Origin of the sequence: Zunongwangia sp. SCSIO 43204, assembly GCF_019904275.1 — a bacterium.
Lineage (GTDB): Bacteria > Bacteroidota > Bacteroidia > Flavobacteriales > Flavobacteriaceae > Zunongwangia > Zunongwangia mangrovi.
Genome location: NZ_CP063204.1, coordinates 1,924,581 through 1,945,763, shown reverse-complemented (window position 1 = coordinate 1,945,763; position 21,183 = coordinate 1,924,581). Strand labels below are relative to the sequence as shown.

Below are 21,183 nucleotides of genomic sequence, written 5' to 3'. Positions count from 1 at the left end.
CTTTAGATTCCAGCTACAATTAATGCTTCTTTAAATTTAATTTGAAATTCCTTTTGCCAACCTTGACCTGGAAATGCTATTCTTTGGTTAATTACATTTTTGAATTTTGCATTTAAAGAATGGAAAACTGAATCATAAACATTAGCCTTTATTAAAATTATATGAGTATCATCATTTATTACGGGTTTGGTTCTCTCAATCAAATTTGGTAATTGTGATTTTAAATCACTTTCTAATAAAGAGAGTGGCAATTCCGAAAAATCTAAAAGATAAAATCCTTCTTGTTGAAATTTGCGTAAAATTATTTCTTTTGTTTCGGGTTTACGACCGTTATCAATAAATTGATTTTTAAGGACTGGAAAAAGAGCTTCTGCGATTCCTAAAAAAAGATAATCGTGCTGGGAAACATTTTCGTAATAAAAAAAGCGTTCCAAATTGTCAGGAGGAGCTTCTGCAATAAGTAAATATTTTACTTTTTCTGGTTTATATTTATTTCTTGCTTGGTCAAGTTGTATCTTTAATTTCGAAGTGCTGATTGGCTCATTAGTTTTTTTTGAAGTTTTATTAGTTACATTATCATTGGTTTGTCTTTTGACAGAAAGATGATTTAATATCCTATTTTTATTGTTATTTGAATGGGGAATTATCCAACTTGAACCCTTACCTTCCATTTGAAAAGCGTGAGGAAGATTTCCTTTTCGCAATAAATCTCGAAGTGGTTTTCCTGCTCTACTTTCGTTGTCTTTTAAAATACCTGATTTGGCTAATAATTCATTCGCTTCAACAGCTCCAATACCTTTTCTATTTGATTTCTCTAAATATTCATCCAAAAACGTTGTGATTTTATTCATTTATATCAGTTTGGTGTTTTGAAAAATTTTAAATGCTTGCAACCAATTGCTAATCTAATGCAATATTTTTTTTTGGGGTTGCAGACAACGGTCTCCTTTACTTCGTTTATTAATAATATACCTTTGAGATGAAGAAGGAGGAGAACTAGAACGGTTTCGAGATTACAGGTCCAATAGTCGTAAGAGTCCTCCATTCTTCATACGGGTAGCAAGAACCATTTGGAATACCAGGTCTTTTTATGGACCCGTTAAAGGAGTTAGTTAATGCACCCTTCAAATAATAATTTTTTAAAAGTATGAAAAATTACCAAGAAGTAATCGGAATTGATGTTTCGAAAAGTAAATTAGATGGCTACGCCTATAATCGTAATATCCATCGAGAATTCAGTAATGATGTAAAGGGTTATAAAGCCCTTTTGAAATGGGCTAACGATGAGAAGGAAAAAGTGTTTTTTTGTTTTGAAAATACCGGTCATTATTCCTTGAAGTTAGCATTATATTTATCATCAAAGAAGCAGGCATATGTACAAGAGAACCCCATAGTGATCAAACGTTCTTCAGGAGTAATAAGAGAGAAGAATGATGTGGTAGATGCAAAGATGATTGCACGGTATGGGTGGCTTCACCGTGAGGAGCTTTCTCCGAGTGAGCTTAAAAATAATGAACTATTGGAAGTAGGTAGATTGCTGGCTTTACGAGATCAGCTAGTTCGTAGTCGTACAGGATTGAAGAATACCCTTTCAGAGCTTAAGAAATTATTGACCAGTAGTTCGACAGATACCTGTTGCAAGACACTTTTAAGCTCTATAGCTCATCTGACTTCACAAATTAATAAAATAGAAAAGCAGCTAAAATCACTTATAAGAACTTCTGATACATTAACGCATAATTATAGGTTGATTACCTCTTTAAAAGGTGTAGGATTGATTGTAGGTGCTCAATTGCTTTACCACACTGACAATTTTAAACGATTTGATAGCTGGCGACAATTCTCGAGTTATTGTGGCACGGCACCCTTTGGCCATAGTTCGGGAAGTAGCATTCACAAAAAACGGAAATGCCACCCCATTGGAGATCGGCAAATGAAGAGCCTACTTAGCATGGCAGCCTGTACCGCCATTCAATATGACAGTGAATTGAGACAGTATTATAAGAAAAAGCGAGAGGAAGGTAAACTCAAAATGATTGCGCTAAATAATGTTCGCAATAAGCTATTATCCAGAGTTTTTGCAGTAGTAAAGAGAGGAACTCCATATGTGGAATTACAAAAATTTGCAGCCTAAAAATAATAGAAAAAACTTGGATTTAACCTTGGAATACGATTATCGCAAGTAGCGGAATAAGGAACGCGGATTTGTCGGTTTAGCCTTTTCTTGCTTGGTTTCTAAAATAACACTTTTTTATCTAAATGCCGCTATTTGCGATTAATCGTTGTTGTAAAATGTAGCGATACGCTCTGATATAAAATTATCCGTTTATTTATTCTTTTAAAAATTATTGTTGGATTTATCGAATATTAGCTCTGATCAGATTTTACTTTTATTTTCAAAAAATGAGAGAGAGGTTTTTCAAGTTTAAAATTGATAGTAAAAATTCACAATTTTAAATTTCTCCAGCGTTGCATTTTAATTTTTAGCTGAATTTTTCAATTATAATTTTTTGGGAGAGATTGGTTCTGAGTTATGATCGGCTTTTTCAGTTCTTAATTTGCACTTAAACCGAATTTGAATTTACGACAAGATCTTTTAAACAGTTCAGTGAAAAAGCGTCCGATTTTATATAATTTCACCACTATTTTTTCTTATTATTTGTTCGCGTTGTTGCTAATCCATTTAGTTCCATTTTAGTTTTAAAAGATTTTCAGAAAGTGATTTTATCAGTTTTTCATTTCTTTAAAATCTAAAAAATTTGTTCTGATTTTATCGAATTTTGAATATAATTTTTTCTGCGGACAGTTCTATTTTCAGAGGGAGATTGGGTCAGGAGCTATTTTTTACAACGGTCTCGTATAAAAGTAGTAGCGGGTTTTCGCACTTGCTTTTAGGCTTGTAAGATACTTAAATAAAATGAAATAGCGGTTCGAGTTTGCACCTAAACCGCTATTACTTTTATACATTGTTGGCATTTCGTATTTTATTTCACACGTTTGTAGTGGCTTTGTGTTATTTGATTCAGAAATACCTTTGATTCTACCAGTTTAAATTTTAATTGCTCTGATAACTCTGAAAATAAAGAATGTCCACCGCCCAATAAAATTGGAATTCGGGTTAATACCATTTCGTCAATTAAGTCTTCTTTTAAAAAATTGCTAATTGTTGTTCCTCCATCTATGTATAAGTTAAAATGCCCCTTTGCGTGTATCTGCTCCAAAATTTGTGTCAAAGTTCCGTTTGCCAAAAATGCTTTGCCTTTATGGCTTTCGGGAATTTCTTTCATACTATTACTGAGTACAAAAACTGGTTTGCTATATGGCCAAGGAACATCAAAACCTATTACAGTTTCAAAAGTTGTTCTTCCCATTACAAGTGCATCTATATTTTCATTAAACGCAGCATAACCCATATCATCATTTTCAGGGTTTGGTATTGAATGTAACCAGTCAAGTCCACCATTTTTATCTGCGATATACCCATCTAAGCTAGTTGCGATAAACACCTTGTTTTTTTTATCCATAACTGTTCTTTATTTAGAAATTTAATGCAAAATTATGCGATAATAATTTTCTAAAATTGTACAGAATTTACCCTGTTTAAAAACTTTTTGGGCGTTAATCCGCTGTACTTTTTAAATGTTCTAATGAAATGTGATTGGTCGTAAAATCCGCATTCCAGTCCTAAACTTGTTAAGTTAATATACTTTTTAGCTTTAAGATTGATAATGGCGTGGTTAACTTGTTTTAGTTTTACGTATTCGCTTGGTGTAATCAGAAAATTATTTTTGAACTTTTGAATGAAACTTTTCTGCGAGATTGAAATCAATTCGTTAAAATCTTTTATTCTTAAAGGTTCAGATAGTTTTTTATTTAGATAATTTTCAAATTTCACGAAATGATTATCTATGCTTGTCTTTAGAAACCATTTTGATAATTCCGTTTCAATTTTGCTTATATCTGGTTTTTGCTGAACAAAAAACTGTTCGAACAAGATTTTTGATAAATCTTGAATGTTGTTTTTCTCAATTTGTTTTGAAATTAATCCATAACAAAACGGTTTCAAAATGAGTCCTACATTTAAGTATTCCCCTGATGTTTGAGTAAGAAAAGGTTCCGTTTTTAATCCTGAAAGTATTTGTTTGTTGTTTTGAAAATTGAATTCCTTAACATTTTGTCCATTCACAGAAAATGTGCCGCCATAATTAAATATCAATTCGGTAAACATTGGTGCGTGGTGCGTTGATTGAATTTCGTAATCTACGTTTCCTCCAATCCAAATTAAATCAATGTAATTACTAAGCCGATAACTTGGTCTATATGTTTTAGTGTTTTTCAAGGAATTTCACTGTGTTGTTTTTATATGAATGCCAACGTACGGATAACACAACAAGTTGTGTTATATCCATTTTAGTTAAAACACTAATCTAGAGGATTTTTTATTGTTTTAAAAGTATTTGTGGCTACATGCGTATAAATTTCAGTGGTTTTTGTGGATTGATGCCCAAGTAGCACTTGTATTTGTCTCAAATCTACTCCTGCCTCTAACAAGTGCGTTGCAAAACTATGTCTTAATATATGCGGGGTTACTGCAACAGAAATTTTAGCTTTTAGGGCCGCGTTCTTTATGATATTTACTACGGCCTGGCCAGAATACCGATCCCCCTTTTGACCTTCAAAGAGATATTCTTTTGGTTTCCAGATTTTATAATAAGTTCTTAAATTTAATAATGCATTATGAGATAATAGGCTTAGTCGATCCTTATTCCCTTTGGCCTGTTTTATCCTTACCAGCATTCTCTTGCTATCGATATCATTGATTTTTAAATTCAGTAATTCACTTCTTCGTAAGCCGGAACCATAGATAAGCTGGACGATGCATTTATGTTTTAGATTGTTGGTATGGGCTATTATGGATAGCACTTCCTCCCTCGAAATAACCTGTGGGAGCCTATATGCTTTTCTGGGGCGTTCGATTTCATAAAAACGATTGGGCATACCCAATACCACTTCATAATAAAATTTTATAGCATTGATGGCCTGGTTGAGATAGGAGTTTGACTTTTCCTGGCGAATGAGCCTTTGCAGGTAAGCGCGTATATGCGTTTCATTTAGTGTATATGGGTCTTTATCGGGATAGTAATTGATAAACTGTTCAAAAAAACTCACATAGGTTCGTACTGTATTTACGGCATAACGTTTCAATTCTAATTTAAGCAGGTAATCTTCAGGACAACGGCGATAATTATCGGGGAGGCTTCTGTGACGAAACCAATCCGCATCTACCTTTTCATTACCGGTGTTTATAGGCCTGTTGGTTAAGAAACGATTATAATTGATCCAGGCAACTCCTTTAAACGTATTATTCAATTGTGCCAGATTTTCTTTGCTATTGGGGATATAGACCAAGTGGTACTTAGGGCTCCACTTTGGGCTATCCAGACTTTTTATAAGTGCCTGTATAACCTTATCTGGAGCGAACCTGATACCAATCACCTTCTGATTATTGATCATCAGATTATACAGTGTAATATTTTTAATCGAACCCATTGTTCAATATTACAGCATTTTAAAAATATTAGCGGTATATTAGTCGTATAATATACGTTTATTGCTATGAAGAGGTGCCCGGTTTGTGAATCACGTATTATTGGTAGGTCGGATAAAAAATTTTGTTCGACCAAATGTAAATCCGTTCACCAGTATGAAACAAGACAAAAAACAGAGGCTTTTTATTTCGAGATCGATCGTCAACTAAAAATAAACCGAAAGATTTTAAAAACCTATAATTACAAAGGGTATACTACGGTAAGGAAATCAGCACTCCTAAACGACGGTTTTAATCCCGGTTTTTTCACTCATTATTGGAAAAATTCCAGAGGGGATGTATACTTTTTTGTTTATGATTATGGTTTTCTAGACCTAAAAAAATCAGGTAAAAATAAATATCTGATTGTACAATGGCAGGAATATATGCGCAAATAGCTTATTATAACCAAATCATTACAATCCTAGATTTGGATTAATGCTAGAAAATCTTGCTAATAGCAACAGATATTAACATGCTTCATTACTTTTACTTTTAATAGATTTTTGATTATGAAGGCTTTGACACTTTACCAATATAAACTATTATCAGATCATGAGCAATACGATTTATTATTTACCCAGGGGGATTTCTTGGATATGATAATAGCGGGGAATTCCCGTTTTGCCGTTTACGCACTTTTCAAATTTTTTGTGGAAATAGAATATAATAATAGGGAAAATAAAATCATTGGTCTTAAAAGTTTTGTGACCGGTGAAATTATGGATAAGTATACTGATCTTAATATTTAAATCATTATTATCTAAGTTCAATCGATAACATAAAATGCAATCATTAGATTATTTAAATTTTGATCACAATAAACAAAAATATGAGTTGATGTTTTTTTAATACTGCTTTAAACTCCAAACATGATTAGTTAACGACTCCTATCTTTCAAATTTTTAATATTTACTTTTAAAAATTGCATCATTTCGTAAGCTGAAGGTTGGACAGTATTTTGTGATCATATTTCTATCTTCGGTCGCTCTCCGTCACCATACAAATAATTAAAAAGTTGGCTTGGTTTGATATCAAGTGACTTAGAAATACCATATACTTCACTAGGGTATAGATGAACAAATTCACCTTTTAACAATCTGCTAAATCTGGTATTTTCAATATTTGCAGCAAGGGCAATATCTTTTGAGCCTTTTACGAAGGGTGACAAAAAATTCTTTAACTTATTATCAGATTCAGATATTAAATGGAGCCTTTTGAATTTATAATCTTTAAAGAGTTTATCACACACAACATCAATATTTATATTTAGTAGTTGCGTAACATTATAAAAAGATTCGGCTAAAACAAGGTTTCTTGTCCCAACTATATCTTCAATAACATTTTCTAAGTTCTTTTTAGACTTTCCGGAATATTCCTTCGAAATTAATTTAAAAATAAACTTAAGGAAAAAATCTGTACTTAATATATTGTTATTCAATTTGTTATTTTTAAATCAAAAATTAACAGCAAATATTTTTGCTGTTTTTAAATATTATTTTATATTTGATTCTCAACCAACTGAGAGTTGGAATGAAAAATAAAAAATGATCACCTAATTTGGTGAGCATGAGTTTTTAAGAGCCTCTGAGTCCGAAACTAGCACATTCATACTCAAATCCGAGGCGGTAGATTAAAAACCCATGTCTAAAGATATTGTGTACTTTTGCACAACTCTTTGGGCTGGGTGTCTATCGAATGTCGGGTTTGGGGCTAGTGCTAGTGCCTGGACAAAGACAGGGAATAGCCCCAGCCTTTTGTATTTGTAACAGAGACTCGTTAACCATAAATGATTTTTATGAAAACGAGAACCACATATCCTGCTAAACACTTTTGCGGCATATTGCGGCATAAGTATTTTTTCTCCTTTCATAACAGTAAACCACAGCCCCAATCGTTACAACCTATTTCAAAAAACATCAAGCGTCCACTAGAATAATTTGGGCGTAGCCGGTGTCAAAAAGCCCTGCCTTTTGCCCGGTGTTACCGGTCTGGTACCTGTGCAAACCACATGGGTATAGCCATGAGGGTATAGACCTCCATATTTTTCTAGTACTCGCAATGCTAAAAATAGGACGTTTTTCTTTGTCGTGCAAATCCAATATTTGCTATTACAGGCAAGCTGGGCCGGTTTTTAAAGATTGAGTTAGGAAGTCTTAAAAGTGAAACGCAAATCGTGGCTGGTAATTAGTGGCGCTAAAAGTAAACAGTTAGCCGCTAATTTTTAGAAAAACTTTCCAGGTCTGCCATCACAGGTATGAAAGAAAACAAATATTAACTTTTAAAATCAACAATTATAAGAATATAAACTTAACAAACACTCAATTTAAAATGTAAGAATTAGTCTTTTATGGCAACAGCTAAAAGAACCTTCCCGCGAGATTGGCGTCTGGACGGGGAAGGCTTAAGCTTAAATAAAACATTGTTTCATTTAAATCACACGTAAAATTATGAAAAATAATTACTCGTGCCATATATACGTGGCGCTAATAATTATAGGTGGGATACTCTTGTTCCTACCTAAAGCTGCACATGCAGCAAACCCTACTCCCCTGCTCTTGCAACAACAACAAATTACCGGGACGGTAACAGATCAAAACGGTCTTCCCATTCCCGGCGTGAGCATTATTTTAAAAGATACCAAACGGGGTGTGGTCACGAACTTAGACGGTGAATATCATATTACCGCTCCCGCAAACGCTACTTTGGTTTTTTCTTATATCGGTTATAAAACCCGGGAAGTACCCATAGACGGTCGAGAGGTAATCAACATCCAACTGGAAGACGATATCGCCGCTCTTGGCGAAGTGAAAATCAATGCCGGTTATTATAATACCACCAAAAGGGAAAGCACAGGAAATATTGCGAGAGTTACGGCCGAGGAAATCGAAAACCAGCCGGTCATTAGTCCGCTGCAAGCATTACAGGGCAGAATGGCTGGGGTAGAGGTTACTATGGGTGGCGCGAACCCCGGGGCGGCTGCAACCATAAGAATCAGGGGAACAAACAGCCTTCGGGAAGAAGGAAATTATCCTTTGTATATCATCGATGGCGTACCTATAAGTTCCATCCCTACCGAAAGCAATTCCCTATTAAGTTCGTCAGGTATCGATCCTTTAAATAATCTAAATCCTTCAAATATAAAAAGCATCGAAGTTTTAAAGGATGCTGATGCCACGGCAATCTATGGCTCCAGGGGTGCCAATGGGGTGGTACTTATTACCACCAAATCGGGAAATAAAATCGGTACCGGTCTGGAAGCCAGAATCTATACCGCGATCTCTACCGTACCGCGGAGGTTAGATCTACTAACCACCCCACAGTATTTACAACTAAGACAGCAAGCTTTTGAAAATGAAGGGATAGACCCCACAGTAAAGAATGCTTATGATTTACTGCTCTGGGACCAGGATCGCTATACCGACTGGCAGGATTTTGTATTTGGCGGGCAAGCACAAACGACCAATGCCAATCTTTCCTTTACAGGTGGCAGTGAAAATACCACTTATAGATTAGGAGGTTCTTATCTTCGGCAAGGTACTATTTATCCGGCAGATTATAATTATCATAAAATTACCGGCAATCTTAGCTTAAATCATTATTCGGAAGATCAAAAGTTTAATCTGGGAACTTCCATAAATTATGGGATTGACCATAATGAGCTGGCCGGCAACTTAAATTTAGGGCCTTCTGTTTTTTTGTTACCCCCTAATGCCCCCACCGTATTTAACCCGGATGGATCATTAAACTGGGAAGATTGGAGTGCTGCCGGCATTCCCAATCCGCTAGAGGGCTATTTTAATGAGAGCAATACACAGACCCGTAGTTTTATAGCCAATATCTATCTTTCTTATGAGATTTTACAAGGTTTAGAGTTAAAAACCAGTTTGGGGTACACCAATTATACCACAGACGAGTTAAGAAAATTACCGGGAAGATCCTATAACCCGGCAGAGAATCCCCAAAACAGGTCTGCCCACTTAAACACCAGTAGGACCTCCTGGATAATAGAGCCGCAACTTCTTTATTATTCCAAATTTGGACAATTGGAAGGCAATTTTATACTGGGAGCCACATTACAGGCAGAAAACTCTTCTCGCGAGAGCTTGCAGGGAACGGACTATGCTACAGAATCCCTTATAGGGAATCTGGCCGCAGCTGAAATGATCATCAATGCCCAAAGTGCAAGTACCCAATACCGCTATGCCGCTTTGTTCTCCCGGTTTGGTTTTAACTGGGATCAAAAATACTATGTAAATCTAACCGCAAGAAGGGATGGTTCCAGCCGTTTTGGCCCCAACAACAGGTTTTCTAATTTTGGTGCTGTAGGGGTAGCCTGGATTTTTACCGAAGAGCAATTTATCGAAAATCAGCTTCCCTTTTTATCCTTCGGAAAACTACGGGGAAGTTACGGAAGTACAGGAAATGACCAGATTGGTGATTATGGCTATTTGGATGCTTATGAAGCGACCAGGGGCCCCGGGGGATTATACCCCACCTCCCTTGCCAATCCAGACTATTCCTGGGAGGTAAACAAGAAATTAGAAGCCGGCGTGGAACTGGGCCTTTTAAATGATCGGATAAATTTTAGTTTCAGCTGGTACCGCAATCGTTCTTCCAATCAATTGGTAGGCTATCCCCTGCCCGCCATCACAGGATTTCAGACGGTACAGGCAAACCTTCCTGCTACTGTCGAGAACAGGGGGATTGAAGTGGAGTTTACCACCTACAATATTCGTCATAACAATTTTAGTTGGACAACCTCTTTTAACCTTAGCAGACAAAAAAATGAGCTTATTAGTTATCCAGAGATAGAACAATCTTCCTATGCCAATGTATATAAAGTAGGGTATCCGCTTAACATTGTTTTAAACTACAATTATACGGGAGTAGACCCGGAAACCGGTTTATACACTTTTCAAGATGTTAATGAAGACGGAAGGCTAGATATACAAGACAGAATAAATATTCAAGATCGTAACCGCGAATTCTTTGGTGGCATTAGCAATGATATTACCTATAAAAATTTTCATCTTCAATTCCTCTGGGAGTTTGTAAAACAACCCGGTAGACTATCTTATCTTAATGCCGGCCGCACAAGTAATATACTAGCTTTTTATCTAAGTGAGCCCAACTTGCAAATTCCCACTACTTCTTATCAGGGTAGCGTGGCATACAGCAATGCGCTAAATAGTTCGGTCTTTAATCAGGATGGTTCATTCCTACGCTTAAAAACCCTGGCCGCTTCTTACAACCTGGAAAAAATAGCCGGAAAACTAGGGCTTCAACAGTGCCAGTTATTTCTTAATGCTCAAAACCTTATCACGCTTACCTCTTATAAAGGCTTAGACCCGGAATCTCCGGTAGGCGGATCATCTATTGGTAATCTTCGTACCATCTCAGGAGGATTACAATTAAAATTTTAAAACCCAGTATATGAAATCGAATCGAACAATCATTAAAATACTTTTTGCGCTAACTGTAGTCCTACATTTTGGCTGTGAGGATTTGGTATCTATAGATGTTCCTACCAATAAACTGGTACGAAGCCAGGTCTTTGATAGTGAGCAAACCGCTATTAGTGCCTTAACAGGTATTTACAACCAATTGTACCTGTCGGCTTTCTCAAACGGCTCCTGGAATAGCATTTCGGTAGTATCCGGTTTATCGTCAGATAATCTCAAAAACATTAATACTTCCAATCTGGACAGGATGGAGTTTCAGGAACACCAAATTAATCCAGAGAATTCCTATAATCTGGAATTATGGTCCAGTGCCTATAATATCATCTATATGACCAATGCATTCCTGGAAGGACTGTACAATTCAGAGAAAATAAGTCCCGATCTGGCCATTCAATTGGAAGGAGAAGCTCGTTTTGTGAGGGCTTTTACCTATTTTAATTTGGTGAACCTTTATGGATCGGTTCCCTTAATCCTTACCACAAACTATGAGCGTAATGCCCTTGCTGAAAATGCCGGTATCGATATAGTGTATCAACAAATTATTGATGATCTTGAATTTTCTTCTGAAGTTTTAAATCCCTCTTACCGCACTGGAGAAAGAATCACTGCAAATAAATTTGCCGCAACGGCACTGTTGGCAAGGGTCTATTTATATAATGAGGAATGGCAAATGGCTGAAATGCTTAGTACTGAAGTGATAAACGAATCTTCCACTTATCAAATACTGGATAGTTTAAATACCGTATTTCTAGCGAATAGTCGTGAGGCCATCTGGCAAATTTCGCCCATTGGCGGCGGTGGGATAGCCACTAATACCAATGACGGAAACATTTTTGTTATCGATCCTGTCTTTTCATTTTTTGCCAGTATACAACTGCGAGAAGGACTTGTAAATACATTTCAGGAAGAAGATAAACGTCTTGCAAACTGGATTGGATATAACGAATCCCTAAACGCGTATTTCGCCCATAAATATAAAATACGCACCAGTTCCGATTTTCCAATTATAGAATATTCAATGGTGTTACGATTAGCAGAGCAATATTTAATAAGGGCCGAAGCAAGGGTACATCAAGGAAAATTGTCTGAAGCACAAAATGATTTAAATATCATCCGTGAACGGGCAAACTTGCTCCCCTTTGAAGCACAATCAGAAACAATGCTACTGGATGAACTATTTATCCAACGACAGAAAGAGCTTTTTACCGAGTGGGGCCATCGTTGGCTCGATCTTAAAAGAAGCAAAAGAGCGCAGTCTATTTTCGGGTCAGACCCACTATGGGATTCCGGTGATCTCTTATATCCCATTCCCACCCAGGAGCTTATTAAAAATCCAAATTTAACCCAGAATGATGGCTATTAAAAAATGTATATCTATCGCGATGATCCTAATCCTTAAACTTCATACCTGGGGGTTGACTGCTCAATCCCTCCCACCTCAAGTAACTAATGATCCCATCGCATTGGATAGTAGTGTGCGGTATGGAACCCTGGATAATGGCTTTACGTATTATATAAAGAAAACTCAGGAGCCTAAAAAGGAAGTCTATATGAAGCTTGCCGTCAAAGCAGGCTCCTTTTTCGAGACGCGATCCCAGGAAGGATATGCCCATCTTCTGGAACATGTAGCGCTATTTAATAAGAATCCAACTGATTTTCATGCCAGGGTAAAGTATGAAGGGATGATCCCTAGAGCGCAAACAGGACAAGTTGTTACGAAATACCAGATCGTTATCCCCGATGCTAATAATGAAAAAATAGCATTAGGATTAAATGCATTAAAATCCTGGGCAGCAGAAATAAAGTTTGATCAATCTCAGGTAGCTGTTCAACGGGGCGCCGTTCTGGGGGAAATGAGAACTAAGAATCCTTATCAGCAATGGCTGAATAAGAAGTATGGAGAAATACTATTACAAAATGTTGAATTTCCAATATACTCCAAGGAAAGCATAGTGAAAAATATTAAACACTTAAACATGGGCCCATTAAAGAAATTCTATAAAGATTGGTACAGGCCTGATAGGCAAGCTGCGATTATTGTTGGGGATATAAATCTTGACAGTATTCAAATCTTGATTGAGAAAAATTTTTCGGATTTAAAAAATCCAAAAAACCAGAAAGATGATGAAGATATTATAAAAAAATTCGCAATTGAGCTTAAAGGAAATAATCAATATGCAACATTGAAAGATAGTATTGATCCCGGGAGAAGGCTAACGATGTTTATAAAGGAGAAAAATTACGATTACAATAAAATTTCAAAAAGGGACTATTACCATATGTTTTTGCAAAAGATAGTTAATTATATAGCGCAAAACAGGTCGCAAGTACTTCAGAAGCAGTATGATCCTCCTTTTTCTAATTATATAAACCGGCATACTACTTCTAATGGTTTTAAAGAACAGGTAGTAGTGTCGGCTATGGAGGTAAATTTAGATGATGATCCCACAGCTATTGATAAAAAGATTCATGCCGCCTTAACGGCATATAAATCATTATTTTCAGGGATAACAGATCATGAAGTACATGAAGCCGGGAAAACCCTAAAATCAGAATTTAGCATGGCTTACAACAACAATGTAAACCTTGTCGAGGCTTACCTTGACAATTTTATTCAAGGATCTGCCGTGCCTTCTACGAAAACACAAAAAGAACTTTATGATCTTTTATCTAATATAAACGTAAACGAGGTACAGCAATTTGCTGATAAGAAGGCCAATCTACTTAAAAATAAGGACTTTATTTTCATTAATATCCCTCAAAATAATCTACCGGGTACAAAGAAAATGATAGACCTATTAAAAGAGGTTTCTAATACCCCTATCGCTTTCAATCCGCCCCTCCTTAACATTGAACTATCTGATAGTATTTTAAAATATAGTGGTGGCAGTCATACTATAGGTGATGCATCCACAAACCTCATTGGGGTTACCCGGGTAAAGTTAACTAATGGAATTGATGTATGGTTAAAGCCTTCCAAACCAAGATCAGAGGTATTTAAAAACCAAATAGAAATTTTGGGTTTTAAACCACTGGTTACCGGCCATAACAATAAAAATATACGATCGAAAATATTAGCACATTCTTATGCTTCTTACTCTGGAACCGGAGGTTTTAATAAATTTCAGGTGGCTCACTATTTAGAAGCGCATCATTTAAAACTCCATTTTGGAACGGATGAAAACGACTTTGTTATCGAAGGAACATTTAAGGAGAAAAATTTGGAAGATTTTTTTAAATTATTTTTTCTAAAAATAGAGGAACCTGATAAGGATACGGCTGCCTTTACTTCCTGGAAGGAAAAAGAAAAAGCTTTACTTGCCATCAGGGGAGGATCGGATTTTTTTCGAGGGAAAATTAAAAAAATCTGGTATCCGGATGCCCCATCTGTTGACAAAGAAATTTTAGATACCATAAGCAGAGAACTTTTACTTAGTGAATATAAAAAACACTTTTCCGATTTTAAGAATTACACCTTTATTATAAGCGGAGACTTTACTACTGACTTACTGCTTAAAAAAGTACAGAAGTATTTTGCAGCCTTGCCTGTATCCAAAAAAGAAGATGATCTACCGCCTGTTTCAAAAGCGTTCAGTTTAAGAAAACGAAACGATACCATCAGACTTGAAAGATTAAATCAGGCTTTTGCAGAAGTCTATTATCCCGTAAAGATCAAGACTCCGGTCGATAGCAAATCACAGGTGATATTAGATATCATTAATTCGGGTTTTAATGAACAGATCAATAAAAGATTACGAATAGGATCGTATAGTCCACGGGCTAGTGGATACTGGCTGGATAAGAAAAAAGGGATATACACATTTTTCATCAATTTTGATAGTGAATTGGGCAATGAACAACGTATGCTTGATTATGCCGAAGAGGAGGTTATGAAATTCCAGAAAACCGGGGTCGATCAGGGCTGGTTGGATGCTACAATAAATTTAAAACTAAACGAATATCAACGCGACATCAATAGTTTTGGCTATTTCAATTTCTGGCCAGATTACCTTAAAAATGCCATTAAAAATAAAGAAAACCCAGAGGATTGGATATTGCAATATCCCTCGCTTTTAAAGAATTTCATATCCCTGAAGGAAGTCAATGAAGCTATTCAGAATTACCTTATTACAGCATATCAGCAAACATTTCTTATCCTACCAAAAGAAACGGTGTACTAGAGCCTTACAAATAGGCATTAAAAAAAGCACATTGGCAGTCTTTGCCAATGTGCTTTATCTCCATTCCAACGTATACTAAGGTTGAATTATAATTGGACCTCCTTCACTGTCTTGCTTTAGTGAGTTCAGATCCATTTCATCGTATAAATCATAAACGGGACCGTCCTGTCCAAATTGAACTTGACAGGTTGCATCGCCTCCCGTACATGCTTGCTCTGGGATGGCCTGCCAATTACCATTTACTAGAACATAGTCTTGAGCTTGTACATTTGGTTCTGGATCGTTTTCACTTACAAGTGTTGTAAAGGACATGCCTAAAACAACAAGAAGTGCCATTGCTGGAATTAAAAATAACTTTTTCATGGTATTAAGTTTTAATATATACCTACTCTTTGAAGGATTTTCGGCTTCTCCTACTTTCTGCGCAAAAAGATTTGTCATTCTTCTTTGGTGTAAATTTCCAGGACATCACTGGAAGTCGAAAGTAGTTCCTATTAAAGGCTACGATCATTTACAATAGTAAATTTCATCAAATAACCTCAAATAAAATGGTCGCTAAAGCCTAAAAGCTATTCTGTTATGATGATGACAAGGAATTTTCTATTCTGTATTGCGAAGGAGTCTCTCCGAATTGAAGCCTAAACTTCCTGGAAAAATGAGAATGATCTTTAAAACCGCATTTTTGGCTAATGATAGAAATCGGTATTTCTGTAGTACGGATTAATAGTGCGCCTTTTTCCAGCCTCTTTTGCATATGAAACCTGGGTATTGTGGTCCCATACATCTTCTTAAATTCTTCTTTGAGCTTCGTTTTATTGGTACGATGAATAAGTCCCAATTCTTTAAGGGAAGGGAGTTCCTTATGAAGATTTCGAAGAATATATAGACGTACTTGCTTAACCAGGGATTTTGTTGCGGTACTTTCTTTTTTTTCTGACTTCGATGAGCGGGCAGTAGCCCTTTTTTCCCCATCTTCCCTTTCTTTATTATTGAAACGAAAAACATTAATTACATAAGAAATATCCGAATCAACGCCTATCATTTTCTGTACAGTGCAAGAAGTTCTATAGAATTTATTATTTTTAATTACAAAATCTAGGAAGAGTAATCGCTGATAGTTTTTATCCCCGTTTAAACGCAGTTCCTCTTTTAACATGTTAACCGAAATATTTGAAAGAATTTCCGATACTGGCCTGCCCCAGTATTCTTTATCCCATTGCAGTATTTGAGGGGTTTCGGAAGTATACGAGCTTATGTGATACTCTTTATCCAAAAAAATTACAAAATGTAATTCGGGATGTTCCATCGACTGCTGGGGGTTAAAACAGGAATCCTCAATCTCCTCAGACATCATGTTCAATAACAATGAAATAGTATCAAAAGGATCTCTACCACCAGATGATTCTTGTCGAAACATAAAATTACCACAGGCAATCTCGATAATTTGATTGCATAACGAATCGAATCTCATTTTATCCTCCTTACTCATTTGTTTTTTCATAATTATAGTTTTTAGTATGGGTTACTTTATATAGTCCTGTAGAAACGAAAGTGCCTTGTCCCTATCAGTAAATATCCGGGTAGGATATGGCGGTTCGCTTGCTTTTACATAGAGGCGGGCAACCTTCATGGCAAGCTCATCTTCTACCAGCAGAGCGAGGGCTTTAGTCAAATTGCTACCTTCAATGGCCAAATAATCCCTGGCTTGCTTTTGTGCTGTGGTCACGCCTCGTAAATCGCAAAATATAGGATAGGAATTCTCGTTTTGAAGTTGTAAGCGTTCACTTACAATCGTCTTAGCCATAGACCCATCAATCTCATATATCTCTTTATAGATAAAATAGAAAATTCCATGGGAAATCCACATTTTTGCGTATGTACCATCCACCATCATCCCGTAAAAATTTGAATATCACTAATATAAATAAAAAATCAATATGTCTCAATAGCCCGGTATCCAGGCATTATAAAGTAAAAGAAAGCTACGCTCATAGATTTTAATGGTATTTGAACGAAAAGCCGAATAACTATTCCGAAAAGCCTTTTTGTTATAACGGTCAGGATTATGATCAATATTTATCATAGCTTAAAAAGGAAAATTTTCACATCAAAAAGTTATGGCGAAGGTTAAACACAATAATTTCCTAGATACCGTTGATGAAGTCATCACTAATGCCACCAATGCCGGGGTCATCCATTTACAGGCAACGGGCGAGGCATTAAATGGAAGGCATATAACTATTAATGGCAAATCGGCATATCATTTCGGAACAACAGGTTACCTGGGTCTTGAACAAGATAGACGGTTAAAAAATGCCGCGAAAGAGGCTATTGAAAAGTATGGCACACAATTTCCCTTATCCAAAACATATATTTCACATCCGCTCTATGCGCCGCTAGAAGAAAAGGTTTCCGAAATGTATGGACACCCCATACTTATCACAAAAAATAGTACCCTGGGGCATTTAGCCGTAATTCCGACGGCTGTTCGGTACGGGGATGCCGTGATACTGGACCACCAGGTGCACTGGAGTGTTCAAAGTGCGACCGAGGTATTAAAATCAAAAGGAATAACGGTACGAATGATTAGACATAGTAATTTAGAGATGCTGGAACATGCTATCAAAGCATTACGAAATAAAGCCAGGAAAATTTGGTATATGGCAGATGGGGTGTATTCTATGTACGGGGATTTTTGCCCTTTACAGGATTTAATGGAGTTATCGAAAAAATATTCTCAGTTACATCTCTATATTGATGATGTCCACGGAATGAGCTGGAAAGGACTACACGGTACGGGATATGTGATGTCGGTATTAAAAGAGCTTCCCCAAAATATACTACTGTTTGGTACACTGAGTAAAACTTTTGGAGCCAGTGGCGCAGTACTAGTTTGCCCTGATAAGAAATTACATCAAAAGATTAAAAATTTTGGAGGGCCACTTACATTTTCTGCCCAGCTGGAACCAGCCTCTGTAGCTGCCGCAACTGCTTCGGCCAATATCCATTTGTCGCCAGAAATCTATGCATTACAATCAGAATTGGAACAAAAAATCAATTACTTCAATCATTTAGTAGAGTTAACAGATTTGCCGCTGATACATACAAACAGCTCCCCGGTATTTTACATTGGCACCGGACGACCTGCCACCGGATATAATTTTGTAAAGAAAATGATCGATGCCGGATTTTTTGTAAACCTTGGATTGTTTCCGGCTGTTCCTGTTAAGAATACCGGGGTTAGGATAACGATTTCCAGGCATAACAAATTGAAGGATATCAAGGCATTGGTGGATGCGATGACCCATTATTTTCCCATAGCAATGACAGAAACCCATACTGACCTAAGCAAGATTCACAAATCATTTGGAATGCAGCAAACTAAAGAACATCATACTGTAGCTACACCGGTTGAAGAATTACAACTGGAATATAGCGAAAGTATTCAACATATCAATAAAACGGAATGGGATAGCTGTTTTTCCGGAAAAGGTACGTTTGACTGGGACGGTCTTGCATTTTTGGAAAAGGTCTTTACCAACAATCAATTACAGGAGCATAACTGGGGATTTCACTATATCACGATAAAGGATCAAGACGCCAAGATAATTTTGGCAGCCCCGCTTACCAGTGCACTCTTAAAAAATGACATGCTTTCCGAGGTAAATACCTCAAAAGCCATCGAAGAATTGCGGATAGAAGATCCCTATTATATGACCGATGTGGCGCTATCCCTAGGCTCTGTTTTTTCAGAGGGAGCTCATTTATTCTTAAACGATGTTCATCCAAAGCATCTTCAAGCCATAGGATTATTTCTCGAGAAACTTGAGGAAATAAAAACCAAAGTTGATGCTCAACTTATTATGTTAAGGGATTTTGAAAAAACAAATACGCTGAACACTTTCCTCCATGAGCAGGATTTTATTTCCATAGCTATGCCCGATGCTTGTGTACTTACCAATATCCATTGGAAGAGTGAAGAGCAGTATTTGAATACGCTTAGTAAACGATCCAGAAAGCATTTTAGAAAAGAGATTAAAGCTTTTGAAAACTATTTTACCCTATCAATAATTAAAGATCCATCTCCCTCTGAAATTGATCAATTCTATAGATTGTTCCAACAGGTTTGGCGCCATAACTTAGGGATTAATACGTTTATGTTTCCAAAAAAATTGTTTGTGGAAATGGGGAAACATCAAAGTTGGGAGTTTTTAGTCCTCACATTGAATGCAAAGGTTGAGCCCTCAAAAAAAGCGATTGGTGTCATGTTTTGCACCTATTCGGGAGGTACGTATATCCCTAGCTTAGTAGGAATGGATTATGATCATAACAAGAAATATAACACCTATCGACAACTACTATATCAAACTATTAAACGAGCTAACGAGCTTAATTGTACCAAAGTCGATTTAGGATTTAGCGCGAGTTTCGAAAAAAGAAAATTAGGAGCAAAATTAATCCCAAAAGTAGCCTATATTCAGGCAGATGATAACTTTAGTCTTGAAGCCCTGGACTGGCTTAGAAAAGATTGAGACCTCCCCCTTTGAAGTATATTTTTTAATATTTACCCGTTAAAAAGCCCTATTGAAAATAGCACAACAAAGGCATTATTTGTTTTCAAAAAATACCGAAGTTATGCTCACATTTAGCGAACATTATAAGTAAAAACTAAATTTTTCAATAGCGATTAATTTTTTATGAAATCAGCTCTCTAAAATTCTAAATTAACAATGAAAAATATAGTTCAATCATATCCGCTAGAGTGGCTTGATTTATTAATCACAGTCACACTCAATCCTACCAAGACAAAAGTGAGGGCTATAACTAATGAGCAATTTAATAATATTATTAATCGTATTCCTGAAGAAAATCTACGTCTTCAAAAACTTATTAAAACCCACGTATTTTCCACTACGAAAGAGGCAGAAATTGCTTTATTGATCAAACAGTATCATTCATCGCTTATTGCCCTACTTGATCAGACACTCGAAAATCAAAAAGAAGACACCTCTCGAAAGCTTATTTTAAAAAAAGTCTTTAAAGTACTACTCTCAAACATAGATGAGTTGCTATCTTTTATTGAAACCCGCTTTTCTACTAATCTTATCCTGGACGAAAGGGTTCCAGAGATGTATCTCTCCGTTACCAAAAAAGAACTAAAGAAAAAATTAGATAAGCTTAAATCAAATGCCAGTCTGAAGCTTAAAACACATCCCGCATTTGATATCATTCTTAAAAGATTATATCATTTTATAAATAGCACACAACTTCATTATGAAGTGACGTTTCGTGATATTTTTTATAAAAAAACACTTGTTCAAGGACTTGGAGGACTTGAATATAATAAAGAAGAAGTAGAAGCGTACTCCGCTTTGGATGAATTCCTAATCTATTTAAACTTTAACAGCAAGGCCTATATGAACCTGTTTACGGATCATATCGCCAAACGAATAAACAGACATGACAGTACCATTGAAAAGATGGATACACTACTCTATTATTACAAAGCCTTCAATCAATTACATCGTAAGCCGGAGATGATCCTTAATCCGAAATTCCATGATTTGGAAACCGTTTTGGGGAATTGGTTTACGCAGGAAATTCTTTACCTGGAAAAGAAATTACATCTATCAGTTGTTCCGCTACAAAGCAAAAAGAAAAACCCGATAGACAAGCAAGCAACCGCAAAGGAAAAGCAGAAAGTTCTTTGTATGCTTTCTACCGATCAAATGGGACTTATCCTTCGCGCTTCCGATGAATTACGAATATTGGTTGCAAAATCCATGAGTCAGGTATTTAAAACTATAGTACCCAATTTATCAACTCCTTATAAAGAAGACCTGTCCTACGATGGCATGCGCAGCAAATCCTATGTAGCAGAAGAACGTGATAAACAAATAGCCGTTGAAACATTAGAGCGGATTATTAAAAAAATCAAAGAATATTAAAA

General features: G+C 36.2%; 16 protein-coding genes. 8 read left to right on the top strand and 8 right to left on the bottom strand.

Features of this window, described 5'->3' with window-relative positions:
* Positions 1-2: 2 nt before the first annotated feature.
* Positions 3-851, bottom strand: coding sequence for a hypothetical protein (locus INR75_RS08550; protein WP_223091554.1), 849 nt, complete (start codon positions 849-851; stop codon positions 3-5).
* A 296-nt stretch (positions 852-1,147) separates the two neighbouring features.
* Between INR75_RS08550 and INR75_RS08545 the strand changes: the two genes are divergently transcribed.
* Positions 1,148-2,134, top strand: a complete 987-nt coding sequence (locus INR75_RS08545) for an IS110 family transposase (RefSeq protein ID WP_223091553.1) — start codon at positions 1,148-1,150, stop codon at positions 2,132-2,134.
* Positions 2,135-2,984: 850 nt separating this feature from the next.
* On the opposite strand, the gene INR75_RS08540 is transcribed toward INR75_RS08545, so the two are convergent.
* The 3 genes from INR75_RS08540 to xerA all read right to left on the bottom strand — a co-directional run bounded on the left by INR75_RS08540 (position 2,985) and on the right by xerA (position 5,514).
* Positions 2,985-3,524, bottom strand: a complete 540-nt coding sequence (locus INR75_RS08540) for a dihydrofolate reductase family protein (protein WP_223091552.1) — start codon at positions 3,522-3,524, stop codon at positions 2,985-2,987.
* Between the two features lie 50 nt (positions 3,525-3,574).
* Positions 3,575-4,339, bottom strand: a complete 765-nt coding sequence (locus INR75_RS08535) for an AraC family transcriptional regulator (RefSeq protein WP_370629894.1) — start codon at positions 4,337-4,339, stop codon at positions 3,575-3,577.
* Positions 4,340-4,422: 83 nt separating this feature from the next.
* Entirely contained in the window at positions 4,423-5,514 is a 1,092-nt protein-coding gene (gene xerA, locus INR75_RS08530) for a site-specific tyrosine recombinase/integron integrase (RefSeq protein WP_255584683.1), read from the bottom strand.
* A 102-nt stretch (positions 5,515-5,616) separates the two neighbouring features.
* Here xerA and INR75_RS20450 point away from each other — a divergent pair, with 102 nt between their 5' ends.
* Positions 5,617-5,985 (top strand): hypothetical protein, encoded by a 369-nt coding sequence (locus tag INR75_RS20450; protein ID WP_255584682.1) that lies wholly within the window; start codon positions 5,617-5,619, stop codon positions 5,983-5,985.
* A 114-nt stretch (positions 5,986-6,099) separates the two neighbouring features.
* Positions 6,100-6,339 carry a hypothetical protein gene (locus INR75_RS08525; RefSeq protein WP_223091549.1) on the top strand — a complete coding sequence of 80 codons (240 nt, stop codon included), beginning with the start codon at positions 6,100-6,102 and terminating at the stop codon, positions 6,337-6,339.
* A 215-nt stretch (positions 6,340-6,554) separates the two neighbouring features.
* Here INR75_RS08525 and INR75_RS08520 read toward each other — a convergent pair whose 3' ends face one another.
* A complete protein-coding gene (locus INR75_RS08520) occupies positions 6,555-7,028 on the bottom strand; it encodes a hypothetical protein (protein WP_223091548.1) in 474 nt (157 codons plus the stop codon).
* A gap of 1,009 nt (positions 7,029-8,037) precedes the next feature.
* On the opposite strand from INR75_RS08520, the gene INR75_RS08515 reads away from it, so the two are divergent.
* The 3 genes from INR75_RS08515 to INR75_RS08505 are packed head-to-tail and all read left to right on the top strand — an operon-like array spanning position 8,038 to position 15,233.
* Complete coding sequence (locus INR75_RS08515) at positions 8,038-11,013, top strand: SusC/RagA family TonB-linked outer membrane protein (protein ID WP_370629893.1); 2,976 nt, start codon at positions 8,038-8,040, stop codon at positions 11,011-11,013.
* Positions 11,014-11,023: 10 nt separating this feature from the next.
* Positions 11,024-12,415: a RagB/SusD family nutrient uptake outer membrane protein gene (locus INR75_RS08510; RefSeq protein ID WP_223091546.1), complete on the top strand. Its 1,392-nt coding sequence runs from the start codon at positions 11,024-11,026 to the stop codon at positions 12,413-12,415.
* A complete protein-coding gene (locus tag INR75_RS08505) occupies positions 12,402-15,233 on the top strand; it encodes a pitrilysin family protein (RefSeq protein WP_255584681.1) in 2,832 nt (943 codons plus the stop codon). The genes INR75_RS08510 and INR75_RS08505 overlap by 14 nt, the downstream gene beginning before the upstream one ends.
* 75 nt (positions 15,234-15,308) lie before the next feature.
* Here INR75_RS08505 and INR75_RS08500 read toward each other — a convergent pair whose 3' ends face one another.
* From INR75_RS08500 to INR75_RS08490, 3 genes are all read right to left on the bottom strand, one after another.
* The gene (locus tag INR75_RS08500; protein ID WP_249603357.1) at positions 15,309-15,674 is read right to left on the bottom strand and encodes a DUF6520 family protein; all 366 of its coding nucleotides are present in this window, start codon (positions 15,672-15,674) and stop codon (positions 15,309-15,311) included.
* Positions 15,675-15,810: 136 nt separating this feature from the next.
* The gene (locus INR75_RS08495; protein ID WP_223091545.1) at positions 15,811-16,734 is read right to left on the bottom strand and encodes a helix-turn-helix transcriptional regulator; all 924 of its coding nucleotides are present in this window, start codon (positions 16,732-16,734) and stop codon (positions 15,811-15,813) included.
* Between the two features lie 21 nt (positions 16,735-16,755).
* On the bottom strand, positions 16,756-17,127 hold the full coding sequence (locus INR75_RS08490) for a hypothetical protein (protein WP_255584680.1): 372 nt from the start codon (positions 17,125-17,127) through the stop codon (positions 16,756-16,758).
* A 223-nt stretch (positions 17,128-17,350) separates the two neighbouring features.
* On the opposite strand from INR75_RS08490, the gene INR75_RS08485 reads away from it, so the two are divergent.
* On the top strand, positions 17,351-19,765 hold the full coding sequence (locus tag INR75_RS08485; protein WP_223091544.1) for a bifunctional aminotransferase class I/II-fold pyridoxal phosphate-dependent enzyme/GNAT family N-acetyltransferase: 2,415 nt from the start codon (positions 17,351-17,353) through the stop codon (positions 19,763-19,765).
* A gap of 198 nt (positions 19,766-19,963) precedes the next feature.
* On the top strand, positions 19,964-21,181 hold the full coding sequence (locus INR75_RS08480; protein ID WP_223091543.1) for a hypothetical protein: 1,218 nt from the start codon (positions 19,964-19,966) through the stop codon (positions 21,179-21,181).
* Positions 21,182-21,183 lie beyond the last annotated feature (2 nt).

Excerpts from the sequence above, each read along its gene's own strand:
- INR75_RS08550 (WP_223091554.1), bottom strand. The coding sequence starts at position 851 with ATGAATAAAATCACAACGTTTTTGGATGAATATTTAGAGAAATCAAAT.
- INR75_RS08545 (WP_223091553.1), top strand. The coding sequence starts at position 1,148 with ATGAAAAATTACCAAGAAGTAATCGGAATTGATGTTTCGAAAAGTAAA.
- INR75_RS08540 (WP_223091552.1), bottom strand. The coding sequence starts at position 3,524 with ATGGATAAAAAAAACAAGGTGTTTATCGCAACTAGCTTAGATGGGTAT.
- xerA (WP_255584683.1), bottom strand. The coding sequence starts at position 5,514 with ATGATCAATAATCAGAAGGTGATTGGTATCAGGTTCGCTCCAGATAAG.
- INR75_RS20450 (WP_255584682.1), top strand. The coding sequence starts at position 5,617 with ATGAAGAGGTGCCCGGTTTGTGAATCACGTATTATTGGTAGGTCGGAT.
- INR75_RS08525 (WP_223091549.1), top strand. The coding sequence starts at position 6,100 with ATGAAGGCTTTGACACTTTACCAATATAAACTATTATCAGATCATGAG.
- INR75_RS08515 (WP_370629893.1), top strand. The coding sequence starts at position 8,038 with ATGAAAAATAATTACTCGTGCCATATATACGTGGCGCTAATAATTATA.
- INR75_RS08510 (WP_223091546.1), top strand. The coding sequence starts at position 11,024 with ATGAAATCGAATCGAACAATCATTAAAATACTTTTTGCGCTAACTGTA.
- INR75_RS08505 (WP_255584681.1), top strand. The coding sequence starts at position 12,402 with ATGATGGCTATTAAAAAATGTATATCTATCGCGATGATCCTAATCCTT.
- INR75_RS08500 (WP_249603357.1), bottom strand. The coding sequence starts at position 15,674 with ATGACAAATCTTTTTGCGCAGAAAGTAGGAGAAGCCGAAAATCCTTCA.
- INR75_RS08495 (WP_223091545.1), bottom strand. The coding sequence starts at position 16,734 with ATGAAAAAACAAATGAGTAAGGAGGATAAAATGAGATTCGATTCGTTA.
- INR75_RS08490 (WP_255584680.1), bottom strand. The coding sequence starts at position 17,127 with ATGATGGTGGATGGTACATACGCAAAAATGTGGATTTCCCATGGAATT.
- INR75_RS08485 (WP_223091544.1), top strand. The coding sequence starts at position 17,351 with ATGGCGAAGGTTAAACACAATAATTTCCTAGATACCGTTGATGAAGTC.
- INR75_RS08480 (WP_223091543.1), top strand. The coding sequence starts at position 19,964 with ATGAAAAATATAGTTCAATCATATCCGCTAGAGTGGCTTGATTTATTA.